This is a genomic window from Microbacterium insulae, assembly GCF_042677065.1.
Taxonomy (GTDB): domain Bacteria; phylum Actinomycetota; class Actinomycetes; order Actinomycetales; family Microbacteriaceae; genus Microbacterium; species Microbacterium insulae.
On sequence record NZ_JBHTII010000002.1, the window covers coordinates 230,073 to 254,963 of the forward strand.

At 69.8% G+C, this 24,891-nt stretch carries 21 protein-coding genes, 1 tRNA gene and 1 other RNA gene; 11 read left to right on the plus strand and 12 right to left on the minus strand.

Translation table 11 applies throughout. The annotated features are described in order from the left end of the window. Nucleotides 1-61: 61 nt before the first annotated feature. The 3 genes from ACFQ0P_RS13650 (at nt 62) to ACFQ0P_RS13660 (ending at nt 2,665) form a co-directional block, all read left to right on the plus strand. Nucleotides 62-134, plus strand: a tRNA-Val gene (locus ACFQ0P_RS13650). A 34-nt stretch (nt 135-168) separates the two neighbouring features. After that, a complete protein-coding gene (locus ACFQ0P_RS13655; RefSeq protein ID WP_204979205.1) occupies nt 169-900 on the plus strand; it encodes a zinc ribbon domain-containing protein in 732 nt (243 codons plus the stop codon). A gap of 22 nt (nt 901-922) precedes the next feature. Further along, nucleotides 923-2,665 (plus strand): bifunctional 3'-5' exonuclease/DNA polymerase, encoded by a 1,743-nt coding sequence (locus tag ACFQ0P_RS13660; protein WP_204979206.1) that lies wholly within the window; start codon nt 923-925, stop codon nt 2,663-2,665. On the opposite strand, the gene ACFQ0P_RS13665 is transcribed toward ACFQ0P_RS13660, so the two are convergent. Both ACFQ0P_RS13665 and ACFQ0P_RS13670 read right to left on the minus strand, forming a co-directional pair. After that, nucleotides 2,662-4,422 carry a DUF4012 domain-containing protein gene (locus tag ACFQ0P_RS13665; RefSeq protein WP_204979207.1) on the minus strand — a complete coding sequence of 587 codons (1,761 nt, stop codon included), beginning with the start codon at nt 4,420-4,422 and terminating at the stop codon, nt 2,662-2,664. The two genes, ACFQ0P_RS13660 and ACFQ0P_RS13665, sit on opposite strands and share 4 nt — an antisense overlap. A gap of 3 nt (nt 4,423-4,425) precedes the next feature. Next, nucleotides 4,426-5,097: a cell wall protein gene (locus ACFQ0P_RS13670; RefSeq protein ID WP_378772573.1), complete on the minus strand. Its 672-nt coding sequence runs from the start codon at nt 5,095-5,097 to the stop codon at nt 4,426-4,428. A gap of 190 nt (nt 5,098-5,287) precedes the next feature. Between ACFQ0P_RS13670 and rnpB the strand changes: the two genes are divergently transcribed. Further along, nucleotides 5,288-5,650: RNase P RNA component class A (rnpB, locus tag ACFQ0P_RS13675), an RNA gene on the plus strand. Nucleotides 5,651-5,663: 13 nt separating this feature from the next. On the opposite strand, the gene ppgK is transcribed toward rnpB, so the two are convergent. Next, nucleotides 5,664-6,425 carry a polyphosphate--glucose phosphotransferase gene (gene ppgK, locus ACFQ0P_RS13680; RefSeq protein ID WP_204979208.1) on the minus strand — a complete coding sequence of 254 codons (762 nt, stop codon included), beginning with the start codon at nt 6,423-6,425 and terminating at the stop codon, nt 5,664-5,666. Nucleotides 6,426-6,525: 100 nt separating this feature from the next. Between ppgK and ACFQ0P_RS13685 the strand changes: the two genes are divergently transcribed. From ACFQ0P_RS13685 to ACFQ0P_RS13695, 3 genes are read left to right on the plus strand one after another with little or no spacing between them, the layout of a single operon-like run. After that, nucleotides 6,526-6,747 carry an SPOR domain-containing protein gene (locus ACFQ0P_RS13685; protein WP_204979209.1) on the plus strand — a complete coding sequence of 74 codons (222 nt, stop codon included), beginning with the start codon at nt 6,526-6,528 and terminating at the stop codon, nt 6,745-6,747. A 38-nt stretch (nt 6,748-6,785) separates the two neighbouring features. Then, a complete protein-coding gene (gene glnA, locus ACFQ0P_RS13690) occupies nt 6,786-8,123 on the plus strand; it encodes a type I glutamate--ammonia ligase (protein ID WP_204979210.1) in 1,338 nt (445 codons plus the stop codon). Between the two features lie 15 nt (nt 8,124-8,138). Further along, nucleotides 8,139-11,138 (plus strand): bifunctional [glutamine synthetase] adenylyltransferase/[glutamine synthetase]-adenylyl-L-tyrosine phosphorylase, encoded by a 3,000-nt coding sequence (locus ACFQ0P_RS13695; RefSeq protein ID WP_204979211.1) that lies wholly within the window; start codon nt 8,139-8,141, stop codon nt 11,136-11,138. 37 nt (nt 11,139-11,175) lie between these two features. On the opposite strand, the gene ACFQ0P_RS13700 is transcribed toward ACFQ0P_RS13695, so the two are convergent. The 4 genes from ACFQ0P_RS13700 to ACFQ0P_RS13715 all read right to left on the minus strand — a co-directional run bounded on the left by ACFQ0P_RS13700 (nt 11,176) and on the right by ACFQ0P_RS13715 (nt 13,991). Further along, entirely contained in the window at nt 11,176-11,724 is a 549-nt protein-coding gene (locus tag ACFQ0P_RS13700) for a peptidase M23 (protein WP_378772579.1), read from the minus strand. A 285-nt stretch (nt 11,725-12,009) separates the two neighbouring features. Then, a complete protein-coding gene (locus ACFQ0P_RS13705; protein ID WP_204979213.1) occupies nt 12,010-12,483 on the minus strand; it encodes a hypothetical protein in 474 nt (157 codons plus the stop codon). Nucleotides 12,484-12,782: 299 nt separating this feature from the next. Next, nucleotides 12,783-13,343: a hypothetical protein gene (locus ACFQ0P_RS13710; RefSeq protein WP_204979214.1), complete on the minus strand. Its 561-nt coding sequence runs from the start codon at nt 13,341-13,343 to the stop codon at nt 12,783-12,785. A 120-nt stretch (nt 13,344-13,463) separates the two neighbouring features. Next, nucleotides 13,464-13,991 (minus strand): DUF1269 domain-containing protein, encoded by a 528-nt coding sequence (locus ACFQ0P_RS13715; RefSeq protein ID WP_204979215.1) that lies wholly within the window; start codon nt 13,989-13,991, stop codon nt 13,464-13,466. A gap of 276 nt (nt 13,992-14,267) precedes the next feature. Here ACFQ0P_RS13715 and ACFQ0P_RS13720 point away from each other — a divergent pair, with 276 nt between their 5' ends. Further along, entirely contained in the window at nt 14,268-14,705 is a 438-nt protein-coding gene (locus ACFQ0P_RS13720; protein ID WP_204979216.1) for a hypothetical protein, read from the plus strand. Between the two features lie 96 nt (nt 14,706-14,801). On the opposite strand, the gene glnA (ACFQ0P_RS13725) is transcribed toward ACFQ0P_RS13720, so the two are convergent. Beyond that, a complete protein-coding gene (gene glnA / locus ACFQ0P_RS13725; protein ID WP_204979217.1) occupies nt 14,802-16,226 on the minus strand; it encodes a type I glutamate--ammonia ligase in 1,425 nt (474 codons plus the stop codon). Between the two features lie 133 nt (nt 16,227-16,359). Here glnA (ACFQ0P_RS13725) and ACFQ0P_RS13730 point away from each other — a divergent pair, with 133 nt between their 5' ends. Continuing rightward, the gene (locus ACFQ0P_RS13730; protein WP_204979218.1) at nt 16,360-16,752 is read left to right on the plus strand and encodes an RDD family protein; all 393 of its coding nucleotides are present in this window, start codon (nt 16,360-16,362) and stop codon (nt 16,750-16,752) included. Nucleotides 16,753-16,803: 51 nt separating this feature from the next. Here ACFQ0P_RS13730 and ACFQ0P_RS13735 read toward each other — a convergent pair whose 3' ends face one another. After that, a complete protein-coding gene (locus tag ACFQ0P_RS13735; protein WP_204979219.1) occupies nt 16,804-17,514 on the minus strand; it encodes a DUF4191 domain-containing protein in 711 nt (236 codons plus the stop codon). 124 nt (nt 17,515-17,638) lie between these two features. On the opposite strand from ACFQ0P_RS13735, the gene ACFQ0P_RS13740 reads away from it, so the two are divergent. Further along, nucleotides 17,639-18,973, plus strand: a complete 1,335-nt coding sequence (locus ACFQ0P_RS13740) for a hypothetical protein (protein ID WP_204979220.1) — start codon at nt 17,639-17,641, stop codon at nt 18,971-18,973. 12 nt (nt 18,974-18,985) lie between these two features. On the opposite strand, the gene sucB is transcribed toward ACFQ0P_RS13740, so the two are convergent. Genes sucB through ACFQ0P_RS13755 form a run of 3 tightly spaced genes read right to left on the minus strand, consistent with a single transcriptional unit; the run spans nt 18,986 to nt 23,691 of the window. Then, the gene (gene sucB / locus ACFQ0P_RS13745; protein ID WP_204979221.1) at nt 18,986-20,782 is read right to left on the minus strand and encodes a 2-oxoglutarate dehydrogenase, E2 component, dihydrolipoamide succinyltransferase; all 1,797 of its coding nucleotides are present in this window, start codon (nt 20,780-20,782) and stop codon (nt 18,986-18,988) included. Nucleotides 20,783-20,842: 60 nt separating this feature from the next. Further along, nucleotides 20,843-22,216, minus strand: coding sequence for a dihydrolipoyl dehydrogenase (lpdA, locus tag ACFQ0P_RS13750; RefSeq protein WP_204979222.1), 1,374 nt, complete (start codon nt 22,214-22,216; stop codon nt 20,843-20,845). After that, nucleotides 22,216-23,691 carry a leucyl aminopeptidase gene (locus ACFQ0P_RS13755; RefSeq protein WP_204979223.1) on the minus strand — a complete coding sequence of 492 codons (1,476 nt, stop codon included), beginning with the start codon at nt 23,689-23,691 and terminating at the stop codon, nt 22,216-22,218. The genes lpdA and ACFQ0P_RS13755 overlap by 1 nt, the downstream gene beginning before the upstream one ends. Before the next feature lie 85 nt (nt 23,692-23,776). Here ACFQ0P_RS13755 and ACFQ0P_RS13760 point away from each other — a divergent pair, with 85 nt between their 5' ends. Beyond that, the gene (locus tag ACFQ0P_RS13760) at nt 23,777-24,700 is read left to right on the plus strand and encodes a proteasome assembly chaperone family protein (RefSeq protein WP_204979224.1); all 924 of its coding nucleotides are present in this window, start codon (nt 23,777-23,779) and stop codon (nt 24,698-24,700) included. Nucleotides 24,701-24,891: the final 191 nt, after the last annotated feature.

The following is a 24,891-nucleotide window of genomic DNA, read 5'->3' on the forward strand; positions in this document are numbered from 1 at the left end:
ACCATCTCTCAGCCTACCGAGTCGGAGGACGAGAAGACGCACCTCCTAGACTGTGCTGCGAGGGCCTTTAGCTCAGCTGGTAGAGCGCCACGTTTACACCGTGGATGTCGTCGGTTCGATCCCGGCAGGGCCCACCGACGGCGTCGGCGGCCGCGGTAGGTTTGTCTCGTGAACGCCAGCCCCGCAGACCAGCTCCGCCTCGTGGAGGTCGCCGAGCTCGACGCCCGCATCCGCCAGGCCGATCATGCTCGCAAGAATCCGCCGCAGGCCGCACGTGTGCAGGAGCTGCTGGGCCGGCGTCAAACGCTGTCGCAGGAGCTCACCACTCGACTCGGGGTGCGCGACGACCTTCGTGCCGAACTCGGCCGGATCGAGTCCGACGTCGCCGTGGTCGACGCGCGGAGTGCGCGCGACGCCGAGCGCCTCGCCTCCTCGAGCAACTCGAAGGAGGCCCAGGGGCTCGAGAGCGAGCTGGCCTCCCTCGCGCGCCGCAAATCGGACCTTGAGGATGCCGAGCTCGAGGTGATGGAGCGCTTGGAGCAGGCCGAGGCTGCCGTCGCGGAGCAGGAGCAGCTCATCGCCGACACGAACGCGCAGGGCGCTGAACTCAGCGCGGAGGCCAAGCGCGCCATCGCGGAGGCGACCGCCGCCCACGACGCCGCCACGCGGGATCGAGCAGCGATCGCGGCCACCCTTCCGGCGGATCTCCTCGCGGCGTACGAGAAGCTCGCCACGCGCAGCGCCGGCGCTGCGATTCTGCGGGCGCGGACCTGCGAGGGCTGCCATATGGTGCTCTCGGGCACCGACCTCAACGCCCTCAGGCAAGCCCCCGAGGACGCCGTCGTCCATTGCCCGGAGTGCGGGAGCATCCTCGTGCGCACCTACGACTCGGGACTGTGAGCGCCTGCCCCGCACGTCGGAGGTGACTCCGCCGCCGGAACACCGCCGCGCGCCGGCAGCGGTTGTCCTCGGTCGCACCGCGGACGCGATCGCTGCGGCGACCCTGGACGAGGAGGGTGCCGAGCTCGCGCGCACGGAGGTGGCGGCATCCGAGCTTTCTGCGTGGGTGGCCGGTGTCGAGCAGATGTCGTCGCCGCGCTGGGTCTGGAACGACGCGCCCCGCTGGTACGGCACGCTGCTGGCGGATGGCGTCCGCGTCGCCCGGTGTCACGATCTGCGGCTGTGCCACGCGATCCTGCGCGACTCGGCGCTGGTCGCCGAGTCGGCCGCCGTGCGGAGGGATGCGCGGTGGGATGCCGCACCCCACGCCGCGGAGGAGTCCTCCGCGCCCGCCCTGTTCGAGCTCGACGACACGCAGTCGTCGGTCGGGCCGCCCGGTGACCTGGACGAGGCCCTCGCGGAGCTGACCCGCCAGCGTGAGGCGATCGCGGGGTCCGCCGACCCGGCGCGGCTGCGGCTGCTGCTCGCGGCCGAGTCCGCCGGCGCCCTCCTCGCCGAGGAGCTGCGCGCCGCAGGGGTGCCCTGGGATGCGCGGGAGCACGACCGCATCCTCGCCGAGACGCTGGGGGAGCGTCCGCCTTCGGGCGGCAAGCCCGCGAAGCTGGTCGCGGCGGGCGACCGGGTCCGCGCCGCCCTCGGAGACCCGGGCGCGAGCCTCGATTCGCAGCCGAAGCTCCTGCGGTCTCTGCACCGCGTGGGGGTGATGGTGGAGTCCACCAGCCGGTGGGAGCTCGCCGAGCAGGAGCATCCCGTCGTCGCCCCCCTGCTCGAGTACAAGAGGCTCTCACGCCTGCTGTCGGCGAACGGCTGGACCTGGCTGGACGAGTGGGTCTCGGAGGGTCGCTTCCGGCCGGTGTACGTCCCGGGCGGGGTCGTCACGGGGCGGTGGGCCTCATCCGGTGGCGGCGCGCTCCAGCTGCCTCGGCAGCTGCGGGAGGCGGTGCGCGCCGATCCGGGGTGGAAGCTCGTGGTCGCCGACGTCGCGCAGCTGGAGCCGCGGGTGCTCGCGGCCATGTCGAGCGATGCGGCACTGGCGGCGGCCGCGCGAGGGCGCGATCTCTACGCGGGAATCGTCGACAGCGGTGCGGTCGGCACGCGGCAGGACGCGAAGATCGCGATCCTGGGCGCCATGTACGGGGCCACGACCGGCCAGTCGGGCCGGCTCGTTCCGCGCCTGCGCCGCGCCTATCCGCGGGCGATGGGACTCGTGGATGACGCGGCCCGCACGGGCGAGGACGGCGGTGTCGTGTCGACCTGGCTCGGACGCACCTCGCCGCCGCCTTCCGGCGCCTGGAGCGCGGCCCAGTCCCACGCCACGGAGGCCGAGGCATCCGGAGCGGACGAGACCCGCGCACGGCGCTGGGCGCGCGATCGCGGCAGATTCACCCGCAACTTCGTCGTCCAGGGCACCGCCGCGGAATGGGCGCTCGCCTGGTTGGCCGACCTCCGTGGCAGGCTCTGGGCGCTCCCGACGGTGGATGCGGATCACGCGGCGCCGCGGTCGGGTCCGGTGTTCGGATCTCGAGCGCATCTGGCGTTCTACCTCCACGACGAGGTGATCGTGCATACCCCCGCTGAGCTCGCCGACGCCGCCGCACGGGCGGTGACGGATGCCGCGGCCGCCGCCGGCCGGCTGCTCTTCGGCGACTTCCCGGTCGACTTCCGGCTCGACGTCCGCGTGTCCGACACGGCGCTGAAGGACTAGCCGCAGTCGACCCGCGTCTGCGAGAGCGGGATGTCGTCGATGGTCGGGGTGTGCATAACGACCGGCTCGATCGGATCGGTGTCGCCCGCGATGAAGCGGAACTCCAGGGTCCGGGACTCGCCGGGAGCGAGATCGACCCGCGCGGAGCTGACAGGCAGGCCGTTCTCCTCGACGTTCACCGAGGGGATGGTGCCGCCGGCCAGGCTCACGCCGCCGAAGAACATGCCCTCCGGTGCCGACACGGAGACGTTCGTGGCGATGTCGCCGCTTCGCGCGCCGTACAGACCGCCGCCCGTCATCGCGACGGGGAGGTCGGCGGCACCAGACTCGGCAGTGCTCGTCAGAGCGACGGACACCAGAACCTCCTGACGCCCATCCGCCCGGCACGACGCGCTTCCCACGGCGATGGAGGCGTCGAGCATCGTGTCCATCTTTCCGCCGGTCGCATCGTTGAAGTACACCGCGAACGCGTCCGGTCCGGCCGCGCGCTGGCGGGCCGCGGGACCAGCGAGCAGGGTCTGGGCGAGAACGGCCTGCTCCTGGGCGTGAGCGCTCCAGACGTTGACGCGTCCGTCTGCGATCGGGCCGGCGAGCGCGGAGGCGAACGCGACCGGGTCGAGGTCGAAGTCGGCGACCTCCGCGAAGACGGCGGACGCGGTCGTGCGGAACATCGCGGTCTGCGTCGACGAGTCGAGGGACATGTAGGGGTCGACGAGGAGCTGACGGACGAGATCGTCGGCGGTGAGCGTGCCGTACTCCGTTGCGACGGGACCGGTGACGTCCAGCAGTGCGCGCAGCACGAGGGGGTCGACGGACAGGACGGTATCGGGCGCCGTCCCGGTGCGGCCCTCCCACCAGTGCGAGACGAGTCGGGCGGTCAGATCGAAGTCCGCGGGCATGGTCGCGTTCTGCACGAACCTGCCGACCTGTTCTCCGTAGAGCGCCAGCGTCGACTCGGGGATGGGCAGCACCGGTGAGGGCGCGCGTTCGAACTCGGACGAATCGGCCTGGGAGACGAGGGAGAGCTTGCCGGCATCGGCCCGCAGTTCCACGAAGGAGCCCGTGATGCCGCCGCTCGTGCGAAGTTCGGCGTTGTTCTGGAGCATGATCAGGATCGTGCGGGGGCCGGATCCCCCGAGCGTCGCCGGAAGCACCGCGGCCGTATCGCCGAGCGCGGTGACGACGGGGCGAATCTCGTCGACGGCGTCGACCACCTCTCGCACCGCCGACCTGACGGGCGGGAGCAGCGCGGCACCGTCGATGTCGGCGAGATCGGCCGCGGTATCGGTGAGCGTCGCCTCGGCATCCTCGAGCGCGGGGAGCTGCTCGGCGAGCAGGCTCGTGTCGATGCCGCCCTCGGGCAGTCGAAGGTCGGCGGTGAGCGCCTCCACGCCGTCCATCAGCGGGATCGCGGCGCCCGAGAGCGCCCCTGCCACCTCCGCCGACACGACGCGCACCGCCGCGAGGTTCGGACCGACGAAGGGAATCCCCTCGGCGGCGCGCCAGAGCGGGTCCGAGGTGAGAGCGGACGCCGCTTCGGCATGGGCGAGCATCTGCTCCGCGTCGGCGGAAGCGGCGTCGAGCTGTCCGGCCTGCAGCGCTTCACCGACGTCGGAGACGAGCGCCTTCGCGCTGTCGAGCTCCGTCTTCGCGAGCCATCCGCGCACCCCGACCCACGCCACCCACGCGACGGCCGCCACCAGGGCGACGGCCGTCGCGGCGAGCGCGATTCTCGAAAGGCGCGTTCGCGTCCGCATCTCCTACGAGCGTGCGGAGCGGCGACGGAGGAGGACCGCGGCCACGCCGAGGCCCACGAGGCCGAGACCCGTGCCGGCAACCGCGTACGGCAGCGCGCCGCCGGTGGCGGCCAGAGCCGCACCGTCCACCGATGCCGTCTCGGGCGAGTCGGGCGAAAGCGCGGTCGGCGGCTGCGCGGCGCAGTTCGGCGTCGCCGGCGGGTACGAGAGCGGCACCGCGAGGTCGGGGTTGACCTGGAGCACGGCCGAGATGCTTCCTCGGGTCCAGGCGAAGTTGCCGGTCGTCTCGACCCACTCGCCGTCGACGAAGGCCCAGCCCGGCCAGCCGGTCGGGTTGCCCGCGCCGTCGACCGAGGCGCCGGGCCACAGGACCTTGCCCGCGAGCTGGCCGTTCACGAGGGTCCCGAGCGGGATCGTCACGGAGTTGGCGCCGCTCGAGAGCACGAGCGATGCGTCGTTGCCCGTGGACTGGCCGTCGGGGTCGGTGAGCGTGACGGTGTATGAGATGTAGGGCACGTCGCCCTCGCACTCGCTCGCGGCGACCGATCCGGCAAGCGTCGGTTCGGTCGGGTCGATGGGCGTGTACGGGTCTTCTTCGACGGCGAGCGCCGCGGTCGGCCCCGATACCGCGATGATCGCTGCGACCGCGAGAACGGAAAGAGTCTTGCGCAACATGATTCAGCCTCCCCAGTGGCTGTATGCGACGCGCAGCAGAGCGCGTCGAGAAATGAACGGCTCGTTCCCATACGAGCCACTCGCATCCCCAGATACGAGTGTGGTCAGCTTACATGAGGTTCCACTCCGTGACGAGATACATTCCGGGCGGCGCGCCGCGTCTCGCCCGTGCGAGAATCGGAATCGCGAATGGGTCGGCTGGACGGTCGCGTCGCGGGCTCGCCCGCGCCGAGGAACGTCCGGGCACCGCAGGGCAGGGCGGTGGGCAACACCCACCCGGAGTGATCCGCGAGAAAGTGCCACAGAGAGCAGACCGCCCCGGTTCCGACCGGGGTAAGGGTGAAAGGGTGGTGTAAGAGACCACCGGGGTCGCGGTGACGCGACTCGCACGGTAAACCTCGCCCGGTGCAAGGCCAGACAGGGGATGACGACGCGGCCCGCCGAGTCCCCGGGTAGGCCGCTGGAGCGGCACGGCAACGTGTCGCCGAGAGAGATGACCGTCCACGGGGCTCACGCCCCCGGACAGAACCCGGCGTACAGGCCGGCCCATTCGTCCCCTGAGGGGGTCAGCCGAGCGCCAGCGCGGCGGCCCCGATGATGCCGGCGTTGTTCCGGTGCACGGCGGGCACGATCGGGGTGCGCAGGTCGAGCAGGCCCAGGAACTGGTCGCTGTGCTTGGACACCCCGCCCCCGACGATGAAGAGGTCGGGGCTGAACAGGAACTCGATGTAGCTGTAGTACCACTGCAGCCGCTCGGCCCACTGTTCCCACGACAAGTCGTCGCGCTCCTTGGCCGAATACGCGGCGTAGGCCTCGGCATCCTTCCCGTGCTTCGCTCGCTGCACATGGCCGAGCTCCGAGTTCGGCACCAGGACGCCGTTGTAGAGCAGCGCGGAGCCGATGCCCGTGCCGAGGGTCGTGAGGATCGTGAGGCCCGGGACGCCCTTCGCGGCGCCGTAGCGCACTTCGGCGACGCCGGCGACGTCCGCGTCGTTGGCGAAGTGGATGTCGCGACCGAGGCCCTTCTCGAAGAACTTCTCGGCTTCGAAGCCGATCCAGCGGTCCGACACGTTCGCGGCGGACAGCGTGCGGCCGCTCTTGACGATGGCGGGGAACGCGACGCCCAGCGGAATGGCGTCGTGCGCGACGTCGAGCGTGGCCAGCACCTCGGTGACGGCGTCCAGCACGTCCTCGGGCTCGGCGCCTTCGGGCGTCGAGACCTTGATCCGATCGCTGATCAGCTCGCCCTTCTCGAGGTCGACCAGACCCGCCTTGATGCCGGTGCCGCCGATGTCCACGCCTACGGCGCGCGTCGCCTGAGATGCCATGCCCTCAGCCTATCCAGCCCGCCCGCGCGTGTCGGGACGAGGCGGTCAGTAGGATCGTGCGAGAGGCCGAAGGCGGCTCGATGCGACCGAGGAGAGCACCGTGACGAGCGACAGCGAGAAGTACTGGTACAACCTCAAGACGGGCGAGGTCGAGAAGGGCTACGAGTCGCCCGCGATCGATCGCGCCGGCCCCTTCGACACCCCCGAAGAGGCGGCCAAGGCGCCCGAGATCATGCGCGAGCGATCCCGCGCGTGGGCGGACGAGGAGGCCCGGGACGACGCCTGGGGACCGCGGTCCGAACCGGCCGACGACGAGCAGTAGTCTGGCAACGGCCCGTCGGGGCGCCCGGAGAGGATGCGATGGACAAGCAGCGTGACTTCGTTCTGAGGACGATCGAGGAGCGGGGCGTCAAGTTCGTCCGGCTGTGGTTCACCGATGTGATCGGCACGCTGAAGTCGGTCGCGATCGCCCCCGCCGAGGTCGAGGGAGCCTTCAGCGAGGGGCTCGGATTCGACGGCTCCGCCATCGAGGGCCTCACCCGCTCGTACGAGTCCGATCTGCTGGCCCATCCCGATCCGACGACGTTCCAGATCCTTCCGTGGCGCGGTGAGATCGATCCGACCGCGCGCATGTTCTGCGATATCACGACGCCCGACGGGCAGCCCGCCGTCGCGGACCCGCGTCACGTGCTCAAGCGCACGCTCGCGAAGGCGGCAGACGCCGGCTTCACGTTCTACACGCACCCCGAGATCGAGTTCTACCTGCTCAAGTCCTCGTCGTTCGGCGCCGAAGGCCCGGAGCCGGTGGATTCGGCGGGCTACTTCGACAACGTTCCCGGAGGCACGGCGCACGACTTCCGCCGTCGTTCGGTCCGCATGCTGGAAGATCTCGGGATCTCGGTCGAATTCAGCCACCACGAGGGCGGACCGGGCCAGAACGAGATCGACCTCCGGTACGCCGACGCGCTCGCGACGGCGGACAACATCATGACGTTCCGCACCGTCGTCAAGGAGGTGGCGATCGAGCAGGGCGTCTACGCGACGTTTATGCCCAAGCCGCTCAGCGGCAAGCCGGGAAGCGGCATGCACACGCACATGTCGCTGTTCGAGGGCGATGTCAACGCCTTCTACGAGGAAGGCGCGCAGTATCAGCTGTCGCGCGTCGGCCGTCAGTTCATCGCAGGACTGCTTCGACACGCCAACGAGATCTCGGCCGTGACGAATCAGTTCGTGAACTCGTACAAGCGGCTGTGGGGCGGCGACGAGGCGCCGAGCTTCATCTGCTGGGGCCACAACAACCGCTCGGCGCTCGTGCGCGTGCCGCTCTACAAGCCGAACAAGGGGCAGTCGTCCCGCGTGGAGTACCGCGCGCTCGACTCGGCCGCCAACCCCTATCTCGCATACGCCCTCATGCTCGCCGCGGGACTCAAGGGCATCGAGGAGGAGTACGAGCTGCCCTCGGAGGCCGAGGACAACGTGTGGTCGCTCACCGACGCCGAACGACGGGCTCTCGGCTACGCGCCCCTGCCGGCCAGCCTCGACCATGCCCTCGAGTACATGGAGGAGTCCGAGCTGGTGGCCGAGACGCTCGGCGAGCAGGTCTTCAACTACGTGCTGCTCAACAAGCGCCGCGAGTGGCAGGAGTACCGCTCGCAGGTGACGCCGTTCGAGCTCAAGAGCAACCTCGAGATGCTCTGATCCCGCGGACGACGGATGTCGGCGAGCGAAAGATCCAGCTCTCTCACTCATCTCGCGCGCCTCGGGTTCAGCGGTCTCGCCGAGGCCGACGCCCTGCTCGGCGAGCTCGAGCTCGCCGGCATCCCGCGTGAGTCGGCGATGTCCGCCGCCGCCGTCGCCGCCGACCCCGACGAGGCGATCGGCGCCGTAGCGCGCCTTGCACGACGCGATGAGAAGGCGCTCCGCGCTCTCCGCGAGGACGGACAGGCATGGCGGGCGCTGTGGGCGCTGCTCGGAGCATCCACGGGATTCGCGGACTTCTTCTTGCGCAATCCGGGTGAGCTCGCTCACCTGAAGGATGCCGGCCACAGCCTCCCGTCGGGGGAGGAGATGCGCGGGTCGCTCCTGGAGGCGGTGGGCGCCGAAGGAGGGTTCGCCGCTGACGGCGGCGAGACGGCGTGGGTGGCGTTGCGCGTGCGATATCGGCGCATGCTCGCGCGCATCGCGGCGTTCGACCTGCTGAGCGACGCGCCGGTCGACCACGTCCCTGAAGTGGCCGCACGGCTGGCGGATGCCGCGGGCGCGGCGCTCGAGGCATCCCTCGCGGTCGCGCGCACCCGCGTCTCGGGCGGTGCTGCGGGTGCCGGCCTCTTCCCCCGGGAACAGGTGGCACAGGCCCAGCTCGCCATCATCGGGATGGGCAAGACCGGAGCCCGCGAGCTGAACTACGTCAGCGACGTGGATGTGATCTTCGTCGCCGGTGCCGAGGAGGATGCGCTCGCAGAGCTCGGAGAGAGCCGCATCGTCGACATCGCGACCCGCCTCGCCGTGCAGACCATGCGCGGGATCTCGGGCATCGAGATCGAGCCGCCGCTGTGGGAGGTCGACGCCAACCTGCGCCCCGAGGGCAAACAGGGAGCCCTCGTCCGCACGCTCGACTCGCACCTCGCGTACTACGACCGCTGGGCCAAGAGCTGGGAGTTCCAAGCGCTCCTCAAGGCGCGGCCCATCGCCGGAGATATCGGACTCGGGGATGCCTACGTCGCGGCCGTGCAGCCGAAGGTGTGGACGAGCGCGGCACGCGAGAACTTCGTCGACAGCGTGCAGCGGATGCGCGAGCGGGTCACCGAGCACATCCCGGCGGGGGAGGTCTCCTTCCAGATCAAGCTCGGGCCCGGCGGCATCCGCGACATCGAGTTCACGGTCCAGCTGCTGCAGCTCGTCCACGGGCTCTCGGACGACCGGATCCGCCAGCGCGGCACCCTCGAGGCCCTCGACGCCCTCGTGGCGGAGGGTTACATCGGCCGGTCCGAGGCATCCGCGTTCTCCCGCGACTATCGGGTGCTGCGCCTGCTCGAGCATCGCGTGCAGCTGCGGCATCTGCGTCGCACGCACCTCATGCCCGCCCGCCCCGAGGACCTGCGCGTGCTGGCGCGAGCCACCGGGCTGTCCGATTCGGGGCCCGGCGTGTGGGAGCTGTGGGAGTCCGTGAAGCGGGAGGTGCGCGACATCCACGTGCGCCTCTTCTATCGTCCGCTGCTGTCGGCCGTCGCGGCGCTTCCCGAGGACGAACGCGTTCTGTCGGCCGCGCAGGCGCACGATCGACTCGCGGCGATCGGATTCGCCGATCCCGCCGGGGCCCTGCGGCACATCGCGGCGCTCACGAGTGGACTGAGCCGCAAGGCGACCATCCAGCGCCACCTCATGCCCGTGATGATCCGGTGGTTCGCGGACGGCGTCGATCCCGACTACGGCCTGCTCGCGTTCCGCCGGCTGAGCGAGCGACTGGGAGACACGCCGTGGTTCCTTCGCATGCTGCGCGACTCGTCCGCCGCCGCCGAGAGCCTCACGCGGGTGCTCTCCGGTTCGAGGTATGTCGGCGAGCTGATGGAGTGGATCCCGGAGTCCGCCGCGTGGCTCGATGACGACGAGCTGCTCCGCCCTCGGTCGGGAGTCGCGCTGCAGCAGGAGGCTCGCGCGATTCAGGCCCGCCACGGGTCCGTCGATGAGGCCATGCGCTCGGTGCGCGCACTGCGCCGCCGCGAGCTGCTGCGCACGGCGATGGGCGCCATTCTCGGTTCGGTGACGATCGAGGAGGTCGCCGACGCACTCACCACCGTCACCGAGGTGACGATCCAGGCGACGCTGCGGGCGGTACGGCCGACCGTCGTGCCGCCCGAGCACGACGCGCTCGACTTCTCGGTCATCGCGATGGGCCGCTTCGGCGGGCGGGAGCTCGGTTTCGGGTCGGATGCCGATGTCATGTACGTATATCGGCCGAACGGGGTCGACCCGCAGCGCGCGCACGAATTGTCGCTGAAGCTGGTGGCGGCGCTGCGGCAGCAGTCCGAGGATCACCGCGTTCCGCTCGATCTGGATGCCGGACTCCGGCCCGAGGGTCGCAACGGCCCGTTGGCGCGATCGATCGACGCGTACGAGGAGTACTACCGTCGGTGGTCGCTGTCGTGGGAGGCGCAGGCGCTGCTGCGGGCACGCGGTGTGGCGGGGAGCGTCAAGCTGATCGAAGCGTTCACGCAGCTCGCCGACCGGGTGCGATACCCCGAGCGTGTCGATGAACAGGGCCTCCGCGAGATCAAGCGCATCAAGGCGCGCGTCGAGAGTGAGCGGCTGCCGCAGGGCGTGGACCCGGCGAGGCATCTCAAGCTGGGTCCCGGCTCGCTGAGCGACGTCGAATGGCTCGTGCAGCTGCTCCAGCTTGCTCACGCGCACGACGTGCCCGGGATGCGCACGACGTCGACTCTGGATGCGCTGGCTGCCGCGCGCGAGGCGGGACTCGTTCCGGCGGTCGGCGCTGAGCGTCTCGCCGAGGCATGGCGGCTGGCGAGCCGGCTGCGTTCGGCGAACACGCTGCTGTCCGGGCAGACGAGCGATGTGCTGCCGGTGGATCGCAAGAAGCTCGATGGGATCGGGCGACTGCTCGAGTATCCGCCGCGATCGGCGACGCAGGTGGAGGAGGACTACCTGGGCACGACGCGTCGTGCCCGCCGGGTGTTCGAGAAGCTCTTCTACGGCTGAGGCTCGGACGGATCGCCGGCCCGCACCGGTTGTGGGGTCAGGCTTCGCAGCGCGGGATGCCGTCGAGGCTGTCGCCTTCGACGGGTTGCGCGTTGAGTGCGGCGACGACCCGGACGGCCCGGGGCCAGTAGCGGGCGTAGTGGTTCGGGTCGGCGTTGACCTGGGTGCGGTGCGCGACCATCGTCGGTTCCATGCCTGCCCGCTCGGGGACGCGGACGGTCATCGCACGGTAGAAGATGGTCGCCGCGGTGTAGGGATCGAGCCGCTGTTCGCGGGAGCCCCAGCCGTCCTGCTGCTGGAAGAGTCCGATCGACGTCGTCCGGGATCCGTCGGGGTTGGTGACGCCGCTGGTCTCCCAGTCGCCGTACGTCAGGTTGCGCAGCGACGATTCGCCCATCGCTGTCATGACCGCGATGGTCTGGTCGCGCTCCGTCAGGCCGAGATCGCGGCCCGCGGTCATGATCGTGCAGGCGTGTGCGAGCTGATCGATGCCGTACCCCGCGATGCCCGGGCGGGCGGCCGGACCCACGAGTGCGGGGGAGACGGCGCGGTCGTCGACGGCTCTGCCGAGGGAGTGGGCGGCCATCGCAACGGTTAGCAGGAGCCCCGCGAACAGGACGACCGCCGTCAGGGCGCCGCCGATGGCGAGTCCGCGAACGACGCTGGAGCGCTTCGTCGCTCTTGCGCGTGCAGGTTGTCGCCGGTGCGCGGTCCGTCGCACGGCTGGGCGGCTCCCGGTCCGCGCGCTCTCTCGCCGTGTCGAGGCGGCAGGGCGGGCAGGCATCGATGGATCGCTTCCGGTCGGATGGTGACGTCGGGCTGGTTCAGCGTAGGCCGGATGTCTGTGGATGCGCCCAGCGGACCCGCGGGCTCAGCAACCGGGACCGAGGGGGTCTTCGATGCATGTGCGGTCGACGAGGGCGGTCCGCACTTCGACGACCTGCACGCGGTAGCCGCCGCTCGTGGCCGTGATGTACCCGGGCACGGGTCGCCACGTCCCGGAGCCGAAGTCGACGGCCGCTGTATAGCGCACAGACACGTTCACGGAGTGGATGCCGCGTTCCCGGTAGACGTGACTGGTCCCGGTGGGCGTGAACTGCGCCCGCCCGAGCTGCTGCCACGTCGCGCCGCCCGTGGGGTGGACCGCCGAGGTGCCGTCGCCGTGCGAGAACTCGAAGGCCACCGGCGTGAAGCGCACCACCACGTCCCAGCCGAGCACCGTTCCCGGAATCTCCTCGACGGATGCCGCGGCCACGAGATTCGCGGGCATCCCGGCGATCGCGAACCCGCCGGGCTCGCCCGCGAGGCGGGGTGTGGCGGGGCGGAACGAAGCCAGATCAGCCATGGTCACATCGGGGACCGTGACGACCGTGTAGTTGCCGCGGCACCCGAGCGGCCCGCACTCCTCAGGCTCGGGCGCGGACTCTGGGCTTGCCGGGGGAGCGGCGGTGTCGCGCGGCGGGCTCCAACCCGTGTCAGGGCTGCTCGGGGCGGAGCCGGTCCCGCCTTCGCCAGCGGAGATGTCTACCGACGTGCCGGAGTTAGATATTCCGCAGTTCGATGACCACGTTCCCACATCATCGCAGCGCTGCGAGTGGAACGCAGCAATGGTGGTTATTGCGAGGGCGAGCACCGTAGTCACGACTACCTTCTGCATTCCGGCTTCCCTTCGCGAGGGCCGATACCAGTGAGCAGCAGTCCTGTAGGAGACGTCGAGGAACGTGAGAAAGTCGCCTCTAGCGTTTGGACGTCGCCGCGGTCTGGATCTACCAGCGACTCGCCAGCCGAATTCACGAGTTCGACGTCTGATACGTCGAGGCACACCGCGATTGCAACACCGGCGCTGACATCATCCCTGATGGGCGCCGTCACCAGAACCTCAGAAGCGCCAGACTTGACCACGCCTTCTGCGTGATACTCGCTCAATCCTCGTCGATCAGAGGCGTTCAGTTCCCCTGTGGTCCACGCGTACACACCCTCGAACGTCTCCGGGTCGCTCAGATCAACGGCGTTGAGCGCCTTCACGTACTCCCGGTAGGTGGCCTCGGCGGCGGCGAACGCCTCGGCTTCGTTCGAGAAGCTGGGTGTGGGCGCTGCGGCCGGATCCGCGGGAACGCACCCCGCGAGGGACACCGCAAGGATGAGCAGGACGACCCCCACGGGTGCGCGAACAGCATGGCGGAGAGGGGTCGTGCGCGAGGTCATCGCCCCACGCTAACGAGACTCCCGAGATGGCTGCGGGAGTTATCCACATGCGGGACTCCGTGCGAGCGCTCTGTCGAGCGACCCGCACGGCGTCCCCGAAACTGCTGCGCGGCCCCGCCGCTAGGAGTTGATCTGCTCGATCACGTCGTCCGCGGACTCGTCGATGGCCTTCTGAAGCCGCTCATAGTCGTCGGAGTCGATCGCCTTGCTGATCCGCTTCTCCGCGCGTTCGAGGGCCTTCTCGACTCGATCCGCCCACTTGTCGTCCACCACCGCGACGACGGCAGAAGTGCCCGGCGCGAGGTACTCGTCGACATCCACGCCGAACTGCTTCTCCTCGTGGCTCTTCTTGATCTTCCCGAGGATCGCGCCGACTCCCGCGCCTACCGCCGTCGCTGCGAGCAGCGGCGGTGCGAACAGACCCAGAACCGCACCCGCTCCCGCGCCCCACGCCGCGCCGTGGCCGACGGACTTGTCGCCGTGTTCCTTGACCTGCACCTTGCCGTCCTTGCCGCGGGTCAGGACGACCGCTCCGACGATCTCGTAGCCGCCGGAGTCCTGTCCGCTCCGCAGTGCCTGATAGTCCTCCGATGCTGCGTTCTCGTCGTCGTATGACCCGACCACCAGCGCGAGATTCTTCGTGCCCATCAGCTATCTCCTTCGATAATTGCGGAGGCGAAGTGCCGCCGCGTGAATCCGATAGGTCACCGGCGTCCGGGACCCGGTGATCCCGGACGAGGGTGGCCCGAATCTACCCATCGGTCGAACGGCGGAACAAGAGACCCGAGATGAAGAACACGTGACCGTGGATTTCGCCGGCCGCCGGAGACCGAACGTGCTCGCTCCGTGCTGGCGGTCACAGCCCCAAACACCAGCGCGTGAGCCGCAACTGCGACTGTAGGTGGTGCGTGCGAGGATGCCCGGATGGGTCTTGTCGAGCGCCTGGTCTACCGTCGAAAGAGTGCGATCGCACGCCAGCTCCTGCAGCTCGCGTTCGGTGTCGAGGTTCACCCGCGCACGGAAGTCGGTCCCGACCTCCTCATGCAGCATCGAGGTCAGGGAGTCATCATCACGCCGCGCACGAGGATCGGGTCCGGGGTGACGGTCTTCCAGCAAGTCACGATCGGCCGTCAGGCGGTCGACGGCACAGACGACGAGGTCGGATTCGAGGCGATCGAGATCGGTGACCAAGCCGTGTTGTGCGCGGGGGCGCGGGTGCTCGGAGGACAGGGGATCACTCGTGTCGGTGCCGGCACGATCGTCGCCGCGAACGCAGTCCTCACGCAGTCCACGGGTGACTGGGAGGTGTGGGGAGGCGTTCCCGCACGAAAGATCGGAGAACGCCCGCGCCGCCCGTTCTGAACGCCCCGGCAAGGCACTTGGGTGACGGCCCACAGCGGGCACGCGAAGAGCCCGCCAGCACTGCGCTGACGGGCTCTCCGTGACCTCGAACTCTGGTTACACCCCGAAGTACAGCTCGTACTCGAAGGGGTGCGGACGCGCCGCGAGGGGCTTGATCTCGTTCTCGAGCTTGTACTCGATCCAGGTCTCGATCAGCTCGGGCGTGAACACGCCACCCGCGAGCAGGAACTCGTGGTCGGCCGCGAGGGCGTCGAGCGAGTCCTGCAGCGAATTGGGCACCTGCGGGATGTTCTTGGCCTCCTCGGGCGGGAGCTCGTAGAGGTCCTTGTCGACCGGCTCGTGGGGCTCGATGCGGTTCTTGATGCCGTCGAGGCCAGCCATGAGCTGCGCCGCGAAGGCGAGGTACGGGTTGCCCGAGGCATCCGGAGCACGGAACTCGATGCGCTTGGCCTTGGGGTTCGATCCCGTGATCGGGATGCGGATCGCCGCGGAGCGGTTGCCAGCCGAGTAGACCAGGTTGACCGGAGCCTCGTAGCCCTTCACCAGGCGGTGGTAGCTGTTGAGGGTCGGGTTCGTGAACGCGAGCACCGAGGGAGCATGGGCGAGGATGCCGCCGATGTACCAGCGAGCGATGTCGGACAGGCCGCCGTAGCCCTTCTCGTCGTAGAAGAGCGGCTCGTTGCCATTCCACAGGGACTGGTGCGTGTGCATCCCCGAGCCGTTGTCGCCGAAGAGCGGCTTGGGCATGAAGGTCGCGACCTTGCCCCACTCGAGCGCGGTGTTCTTGACGATGTACTTGAACTTCAGGATGTCGTCGGCCGCGTGGACCATCGTGTCGAAGCGGTAGTTGATCTCCGCCTGGCCGCCCGTGCCCACTTCGTGGTGCGCGCGCTCGAGGACGAGGCCGGCCTCGATGAGCTTGAGACTGATGTCGTCGCGCAGGTCGGCCTGCTTGTCGACGGGGGAGACGGGGAAGTAGCCGCCCTTGTACGGGGTCTTGTTCGCGAGGTTGCCGCCCTCTTCGACGCGGCCTGTGTTCCACGCGCCCTCTTCGGAGTCGACGGAGTAGAAGCTGGAGTTCTGCTTCACCTCGTAGCGGACGTCGTCGAAGATGTAGAACTCGGCCTCCGGGGCGAAGAACGCGGTGTCGGCGATGCCGGTCGACGCGAGGTACTTCTCGGCCTTCTTGGCGACCTGACGCGGGTCCTTGCCGTAGATCTCGCCGTTGCGCGGGTTGTAGATGTCGAAGATCATGATCAGCGTCTTCGCCTCGCGGAACGGGTCGAGGTACGCGGTCGACACATCCGGGATCAGCTGCATGTCGGACTCGTGGATGTTCGCGAAGCCACGGATCGAAGAGCCGTCGAACAGCTGGCCGACCGTGAAGAACTCCTCGTCGACGGTCGAGGCCGGGATGTTGAAGTGCTGCTGCACACCAGGGAGATCCGTGAATCGGATGTCGAGGAACTTGACGTCCTCGTCCTTGATGAACTTGAGCACCTCGGATGAATCTTTGAACATGAAGGCTCCAGAGATAGGGCATCGGGAACTGCCGCACGCGTACGCGCTTGAGTGGCACGGTACCCGGAGGGCGTTGCCCGGCAGTGACACCTTTGTTTCCGGCATGTTACGACGCCGTCGTTACGCTTGAGCAGTGACCGAAAGCGCCCCCAGCTACCCCGGCGAACGCCTCGGACTTCCTCGAGAGGGATCCGGCTCGATCGGTCGGCTGGGGCGACGGGTCGGCGCACTCTTCGTCGACTACGGTGCCGCCTACCTGATCTCCGGCTTCTTCGGCTGGGACGCGCTGGCCATCCTCGCGATCTTCGCGGCGATCCAGCTGGTGTTCATCCCCACCCTGCAGGGGAGTCCAGGACACCGGATCTTCGGGCTCCGTGTCGTCCGGGTGGACGGGGCATGGGTGGGCCTGTGGCGCCCGATGGTGCGTACGCTCCTGCTGATCCTCGTCATTCCGGCCGCGATCTGGGACGCCGATCAGCGCGGCCTTCACGACAAGGCGGCCGGAACCGTCCTGCTGCGCGCCTGACCGGCCCGCGAGCCGTGGGCCGAGCCTGCCGCCGGGAGTGGATGCCGCGGCTCAGCGCGGGCGCGGAGCGCGGACCTTCGTCGGGTCGATGCCCTTCGGGATCGGCATCGAGGCCAGCGACTGCGACACCGACTCGATCCGCTTTATCACCGCCGCCATGGTGGCCCGATCGATCTTCTTCGGAAGGGACTTGATGGTGGGGGCGAGCTTCGAGATCGGGACCTCGCCCTCTCCGTGGCCGATGTAGATGACGGTGACGGGAACACCCGACGCCACGCGCTGGGCTTTCGAACGCTCGTCGTTCACGAGTCGGGTGAGGCGCCCACGCGCTCCCTCGCCCACGATCACGATGCCCCCTCGGCCCACCGCCCGGTAGACCGCCTCCTGCGTCTTGGGGTTGACGCCCACCGGCATGTCGGCGGCCTGCCACTTGCGGCCGAGGGACGTCGACAGGACGTGGCCGGCGGCTCCCGGCATCCCGTCGATCTTCTTGTACATCGCGTTCGTCGACAGGCGGGTCATGAGCATGAGGGCACCGAGGATGCCGAGCATGAGGCCCGTGACGCCCCACAGGATGACGCTCCAGATCGCCACCGGCGGAATGAGGAATCCGATGCCGACGCCCACGCCGATGCCGAGCAGCACGACGCCGACGAGCATCAACGGGAGCCAGCGGAAGGACTGCTGCGTGAACGTGTAGAGGGAGCGGATCTGCGAGAAGAACCCAGGGCGCTTCTCGGGTGCGGAACTGCGGGCGGCCATGAGGTCCAGCCTACCTTTCCGCGCGTGCGTCTTCGGCTCCTCCCCATCCCGTTCCCAGCGGCCGATCTCCCCGGATCCGGTCGATCCGCTCCGAGCACCCGTGAGAAACCTCGAAGGTGGGGGGATGCCTCGTCCCGACGAAAGCCTGACCTCGCCCTACCGCGCCGTGCGGCCCATCACGGCCCCGACCGACGGACCGTGGCCGGGGATGCTCGTCTGTCTTCCCTCGGGCGATCGCGGAGTGCTCGTGGACGCCGAGCTTCTCGGTGCCGAATGGGGCGGGTGGGATGTCGCGCCCGACGGACACATCCTCGGCGCCATCGACGTCGTGCGCCGCGCAGGCGGTCACGATGCTCTCCTTCCGGTCTGCCCCGAGCACCTCGAGTCCTACCTCGCGCGGCGCGGTGCGCACGCGCCCCTCTCCCCGGGGGAGGCGGTCACGATCGGAGTGAGCCTGCTCCGCGGGTGCACCGAGGCCCGCGAAGGACACCACGATCGCGGGTCGTGGTGGCTCACCGAGGCAGGTCGGCCCGTGTTCGCCCCCGATCGCGCCGGCGCGGGGTTCCGCGAGACCACGCTCGCGGTGATGGACCTGCTCACTCAGGCGGCGGCATCCCATCCTGCCGCGTGGGATGCCGCAGCCGCCGCGGTCTCGGCGGCACGGCGCTCGGCCGCCGAGCTCGACCGCGCCGAGCTGGGTCTGTTCCAGATCGCGACGCCCGTGCCGCTCGATCTCCGGCCCCTCGCGAGCCGCGCGCACGACCTCGCCCCGCGCATCTCCCGCGATCTGCCCGAGGACGATGAGCTGCCGCGGGGGCTCTGGGGCTCGCTCGCACGGCACGCCGATGCCGACGTCGCCGACCTGGTCTCGCGTGCGACCACATCGGTCTGGCGGAGGCTGCGGATCGAGCCCACCCGCGCCGGCCGTCGGGCCCCACTCGTGGTCGGTGCGGCGGTCGCAGCCGTCATCATCGGAGGAGGGCTGCTCTGGCCCGCGGGTGACGACGCGACCGCGGAAGGGTCGGCGACGAATACTTCTCCGACGCCGACAGCGGTCGGGGAAACGAGGGAAGCCAGGGAGTCGGCGGGAGCGGAAGCGCCCGAACCTGAAGAGTCGACGGGGCCGATGCCGACACCTCAGCCCGAAGACGCTGCCGCCGCGCACGCGGAAAGCGACCTCGGTGTCGTCGCCGGCGACCTGCTCGCGCGGCTCGATGCGTGCGGCGAGGACGCCGCATGTCGGGCGGCGTTGACTCTGGAGGGAGCCGCGGCGGAGGTCGTACCCTCGTCGATTCCTCCCGCGCGGCGAAGCGCCGTACTCCTCGACGACTACGGCGGAGTCGCGGCATTGCGTCTCGACGACACGTCGGGCGAGATGCCGTCGCAGTTCATCGTCATCGCACGGCAGAACGGTGAATGGCTGCTGCGCGACGTCCGCGACGCCACGCAGCAGCCATGAAGACCGCGGAGGTCAGATGCCGAGCTGCCCCTCGAAGTCCGCCGCCTCGAGACGCGACTTGACCGCTCCGAGGAACCGGGCTGCGTCGGCGCCGTCGATGATGCGGTGGTCGTACGACAGCGCGAGGTAGACGTAGGAACGGATCGAGATCGCGTCCTTGCCGTCCACCGCCACGATCCCCGGTCGCTTGACGACGACACCCGTGCCGAGGATCGCCGACTGCGGCAGGAACACCACCGGGGTGTCGAAGAGCGCACCGCGCGAGCCGGTGTTCGTCAGGGTGAACGTGCCGCCGGCGAGCTCGTCGGGCTTGAGCTTGTTGTCGCGCGTCCGAGCGGCGAGGTCGGCGATCTCGTGGGCGATCTGTGCGAGGTTCTTCGACGCGGCATCGCGGAGAACGGGTGTGAGGAGCCCGCGCTCGGTGTCGACGGCGATCGAGAGGTTCTCGGTCGGGGGATAGACGATGTCGGTGCCGTCGACCGTCGAGTTGATGACGGGGTAGGCCTGCAGCGCCTCGGCTGCGGCGAGCGCGAAGAACGGCAGGAAGGACAGCTTGTCGCCCGTCTTCGACTGGAAGTCCGCCTTCACCTGGTCGCGGAACGCCGCCAGCTTCGTGACGTCGACCTCGACGACCGAGGTCAGCTGCGCTGTGGCCTGCATCGACGCGACAGCGCGCTCCGCGAGAACCTTCCGCAGGCGCGACATCGGCTGGGTCGTGCCGCGCAGCGGCGAGACCTCGAGCTTCGGCTTGGCTGCGGAAGCCGCCGCCGGGGCCTCCTGGGCGGGAGTGGATGCCGCCTCCGCCGCCTTGAGCACGTCTTCCTTGCGGATGCGACCACCGACGCCGGTGCCCTTGACCTTCGTCAGGTCGACACCCTGCTGCTGGGCCAGGCGGCGGACGAGCGGCGTGACGTAGGTCACACCGTCCGAGTCGTCGGCGGCTGCGGGACCTGTGGCGGGCGCGGGCGACGGCGAAGACTGCGCGGGCTCGGCGGGCGCGGACGCCTGGGCCGGTGCGGGCGCAGGGCTCTCAGCAGGCGCGGGAGCCTCGGCAGGAGCGGGAGCCTCGGCAGGTGCCGGGGCCTCGGCCTCCGGAGCGGGAGCCTCGGCCTCCGGTGCGGGGGCTTCGGCCTGCGGCGCCGGCGCCTCATCGGCGGGCGCCGCACCGGCCTCGCCGATACGCGCCAGGGGGGACCCGACCGCGACGGTCTCGTCCTCCTGGACGAGGATCTCCTGGAGCTTACCGGCGAACGGCGAGGGAATCTCGGTGTCGACCTTGTCGGTCGAGATCTCGAGGAGCGGCTCGTCGACGGCCACGTCATCGCCGACCTGCTTCAGCCAGCGGGTGACGGTGCCTTCGGTGACGCTCTCGCCGAGTTCCGGCAGGACGACCTCCTTGCCGCCGCCGGCGGCGGGCGCCGCGGCCTCGGGCGCGGGCTCGGGGGTCGCGGACTCAGCCTGGGCGGGCGCGGGTTCTTCGGCCGGCGCGGGGGCCGGTGCTTCGGCCGGTGCTGCCTCAGCGGGAGCGGCCTCCGATGCCTCAGGTGCGGGCGCCTCGGCGGGGGCGCTGGATCCGTCTCCGATCTTGGCGAGCACGGCGCCCACCTCGACCGTCTCGTCCTCCTGCACCAGGATCTCTTCGATGACACCGCTCACGGGCGACGGGATCTCGGTGTCGACCTTGTCCGTGGAGATCTCGAGCAGGCCCTCGTCCGCCTCGACCGTGTCGCCGACCTGCTTGAGCCAGCGGGTGACCGTACCCTCTGTGACGCTCTCGCCGAGAGCGGGGAGGACCACGGAAGTGCTCATGTCGATGTCTCCTTAGGAATGGAATCGGATCTAGCTTAGTGATGCCGTGGCGCCGGAGCGTCAGAGCGCGTGGAGCGGTTTGCCCGCCAGCGCCAGGAACGCCTCACCCAGCGCCTCGCTCTGTGTCGGGTGAGCGTGGACGAAAGGGGCGATGTCTTCCGGATGGGCCTCCCAGCCGACCGCGAGCTGACCTTCGGTGATGAGCTCGCCGACGCGATCTCCGACGAGGTGCACGCCGACGACCGGACCGTCCTTGACGCGGACGACCTTCACGATCCCGGCTGTGCCGAGGATCTCGCTCTTGCCGTTGCCCGCCAGGTTGTACTCGTACGAGGCGACGCCGTCGGCGCCGTGCGCGTCGACCGCCTGGGCTTCGGTGAGCCCGACCGATGCGACCTCGGGGTGGCTGTAGGTGACCTTGGGGATGTGGGAGTCGGGAACGACCACGGGCGAGAGGCCCGCGATCTCCTCCGCGACGAAGATCCCCTGCTGGAACCCGCGGTGGGCGAGCTGCAGGCCGGGAACGATGTCGCCCACCGCCCACACGTGGGGGACGCCCGTACGGAGGCGGTCGTCCGTCACGACGAACCCGCGGTCGAGCGTGACGCCAGCCTCTTCGAATCCGAGGTCGGCCGTGGCCGGGCCGCGGCCCACCGCCACCAGGAGGTAGTCCGCCTCGAACGTCTTGCCGTCCTCGAGGGTGACGGTCACCGACTCCGACGTCTGCGTGACGCCCTGGAACCGCACACCGAGCGAGGACGCGATACCGCGGCGCCGGAACGCGCGCTCGAGCGCCTTGCTGAGCGCGACGTCCTCGTTGGGCACCAGATGGTCCAGCGCCTCGACGACGGTCACGTCCACGCCGAACGATCGCCACACGCTCGCGAACTCCACGCCGATGACGCCGCCTCCGAGGATCACCACACGTGCAGGAATCTCGTCGAGCTCGAGGGCGTGCTCGCTCGTCAGCACGCGTCCGCCGATCTCGAGCCCCGGAAGGGTGCGGCTGTACGAGCCCGTCGCGAGCACGACGTCGGTACCGCGGTAGAGGTCATCGCCGACTCGGACGGCCGGCCCCGCCTCCAGGCGACCCTCGCCGGCGACCACGGTGATGCCGCGCGCCTTCACGAGCCCCTCGAGGCCCTTGAACTTCTTCGCGACGATGCCCTCGCGGTACGCCCGGACACCGGCGGGGTCGACGCCGTCGAACGAAGCGCGGATGCCGATGGCCGAGGCATCCCGTGCCGTGTCGGCGACTTCCGCCGCATGCAGGAGCGCCTTGGTGGGGATGCAGCCGCGGTGCAGGCACGTGCCGCCCACCTTGTCCTTCTCGACCAGGGCGACGGACTTGCCCAGCTCGGCGGCGCGGAGCGCCGCGGCATAGCCGCCGCTGCCGCCGCCGAGCACGACGAGATCGAAGGTGTGGTCGGTCATCAGGACTCCTCTGTCGTGACGAAGCGGATCAGGCTGCGCACCGTCGCGGCGGTGGGCCCCTTGTCGGTGAATCCGTACCCGCCGCCCTTGTTCATGCCGACTCCGGCGATGTCGAGGTGCACCCACGGGATGCGTGGAGCATCAGCGTCGTCGGACGTGCGCCCGACGAAGTGGCGGAGGAAGAGCCCGGCGAACAGCGATCCGCCTGCGGGGTCTCCGACCTTGGCGTTCTGGAGGTCGGCGATGGGCGAGTCGAGTTCGTCGACCATGTGCGCGGGGAGAGGCAGCTGCCATGCGGGCTCCGCCTCGGCGGCTGCGGCCGCCAGGTACGCCGCCACCGCGGCGTCGTCGCCCATGACCCCGGCGTGCCGGGTGCCCAGCGCGATCGTGATCGCGCCGGTCAGGGTGGCGACGTCGACGATGACATCGGGATGCTCGCGGCTGGCCGCCACCAGTCCGTCGGCGAGGACGAGTCGGCCCTCGGCATCGGTGTTGAGCACTTCGACCGTGGTCCCGTCGAGCATGCGCAGCACGTCGCCGGGGCGCGTGGCACGACCGGACGGCATGTTGTCCGCGACGCAGAGCCACGCCGTGACGGCGACGGGCGCGCCCATTGCAGCCACGGCGCGCAGAACGGCGAGAACCGTCGCGGCCCCGCACATGTCGTACTTCATGCCGACCATCGAGGCCGGCGGCTTGAGCGAGAGGCCACCGGTGTCGAAGGTGATGCCCTTGCCCACGAGCGCGACGTGGCGCGATGCGCCTTCCGGCGCGTAGGACAGGCGAACGAGTCGGGGCGGCCGGTCCGAACCCTGACCGACTCCGAGGATCCCGCCGTAGCCGCCTTCCCGCAGGGCGACCTCATCGAGCACATCGACGGTCACGTCGAGACCTTCGACGGAGGCACGGGCGCGGTCGGCGAAATCGGCAGGTCCGAGCCATTCGGCCGGGATCGAGACGAGGTCCTTCACCAGCGCCACGGCGTCGGCTGCGGCGATCACCGCGGCGAGCGCACCCGGATCCTCCGCACCCTCGCCGTGGACGACCACGCGGGACGCGCGGGGTTTCGGCGCCTCCGACTTGTAGCCGTCGAAGCGGTATCCGCCGAGCGCCGCGCCCTCGGCGATCGCGGTCCACAGCTGCGGGTCGGCGAACGGGGCGCCGACCGCGATGGTCTCGAAACCGGTCAGGGTTCGGATCGCTGCACCCACCGCCTCGCGGAGCGCCGCGGCATCCGGTGCGGCTCCGGTGCCGACGACGGCGAGCGGCTTCGAGACCGCGTCGGGGGCGTAGACCCGGTGCAGTGACCCCGCCCCGCCCGTGAAGCCGATGGCGACGAGGGCATCGCGCAGCCCGGGCCAATCGCTCAGGTCGGGGACAGCGTCGCCGTCGACAGGGGGCAGAGCGAGAAGGATCGCGTCGGCGTCGGACTCTCGGATCGGTGCATCGCTGTACGCGAGGTCGGGAAACGACATGGCCTCCATCCTATGTAGGTGGCTGTTCGCTCTGAGCGGGACGCCGCCGACCCGGCGCGTCCGCCGTGCCTCGTACCATGGGGTCATGCCCGTCTCCGGCCCGCTGTTCGAGAGATCCGCGTCGGCACCCCCGGTGCCCCGCGGGCTCCCGCTGGTGATCGCCCTGACGGGATTCACCGACGCGGGGAGCGCCGTGAGCCGGGTCGTGGATTTCATGCGCGACGAGCTCGCGCCCACTCCGCTCGTGGTGTTCACGAACGACGTCCTGCTCGATTACCGCGCCCGCCGCCCGCTCATCTCATTCGATCAGGACCACCTCACCGACTACCGGCCGCCCCGGCTCGAGCTTTCCTTCGCCCACGACGCGCTCGGCCAGCCGTTCCTCGTGCTGTCCGGCTACGAGCCGGACTTCGGGTGGGACGCCTTCGCGGCGGCGGTGCTCGCCTTCGTCGATGAGTACGGCGTCTCCACGGTCACCTGGGTCCATGCGATCCCGATGCCGGTGCCGCATACCAGGCCCCTGGGAACGACCGTCAGCGGGACGCGGACCGAGCTGACCGCTGCCCATTCGGTGTGGCAGCCTCGCACGCAGGTGCCGGCCACGGCCGGTCACCTCCTGGAGTACCGTCTCGCCGATGCGGGCATCCGCGTGGCGGGTTTCGTGATCCTCGTTCCCCACTATCTCGCCGACACCGAATACCCCGCGGCCGCGCTGGCCGCGCTCGACAGCGTCACCGTGGCAACCTCGCTCGTGTTCACCGGTGAGGAACTCCGCGAGGAGAATCGCGAGTACCTCGCGAAGGTCGAGGACCAGGTGAGCGGCAGCGACGAGCTCTCGCGCATGGTGCAGGGACTCGAAGAGCGGTACGACGCATACATGGCCGGTTCGACGCTCGCGACGCCGATGATCCACACCGGAGACCTCCCGAGCGCCGAAGAGCTGGCGGCGGAGCTGGAGCGATTCCTCGCGTCGCGGCCGAGCGGCGACGACGACAAGCGCGGCGCCTGACGAGGAATTCCCGCGGCTGCCATCGCGTTGAAGCTTGGAGGGCGAGGGACGCGACGGAAGGCCGTGCTGGCGGCCCATCGCAAGTATGAGATACTGGATGCTCTGACCCGTTGTCAACTGGTTCCGTGAGGTCACTCGACGGAGCAAGGACTTGACAAGGGTCTTACTAGTGTCCGAAATCGACCGGGGAC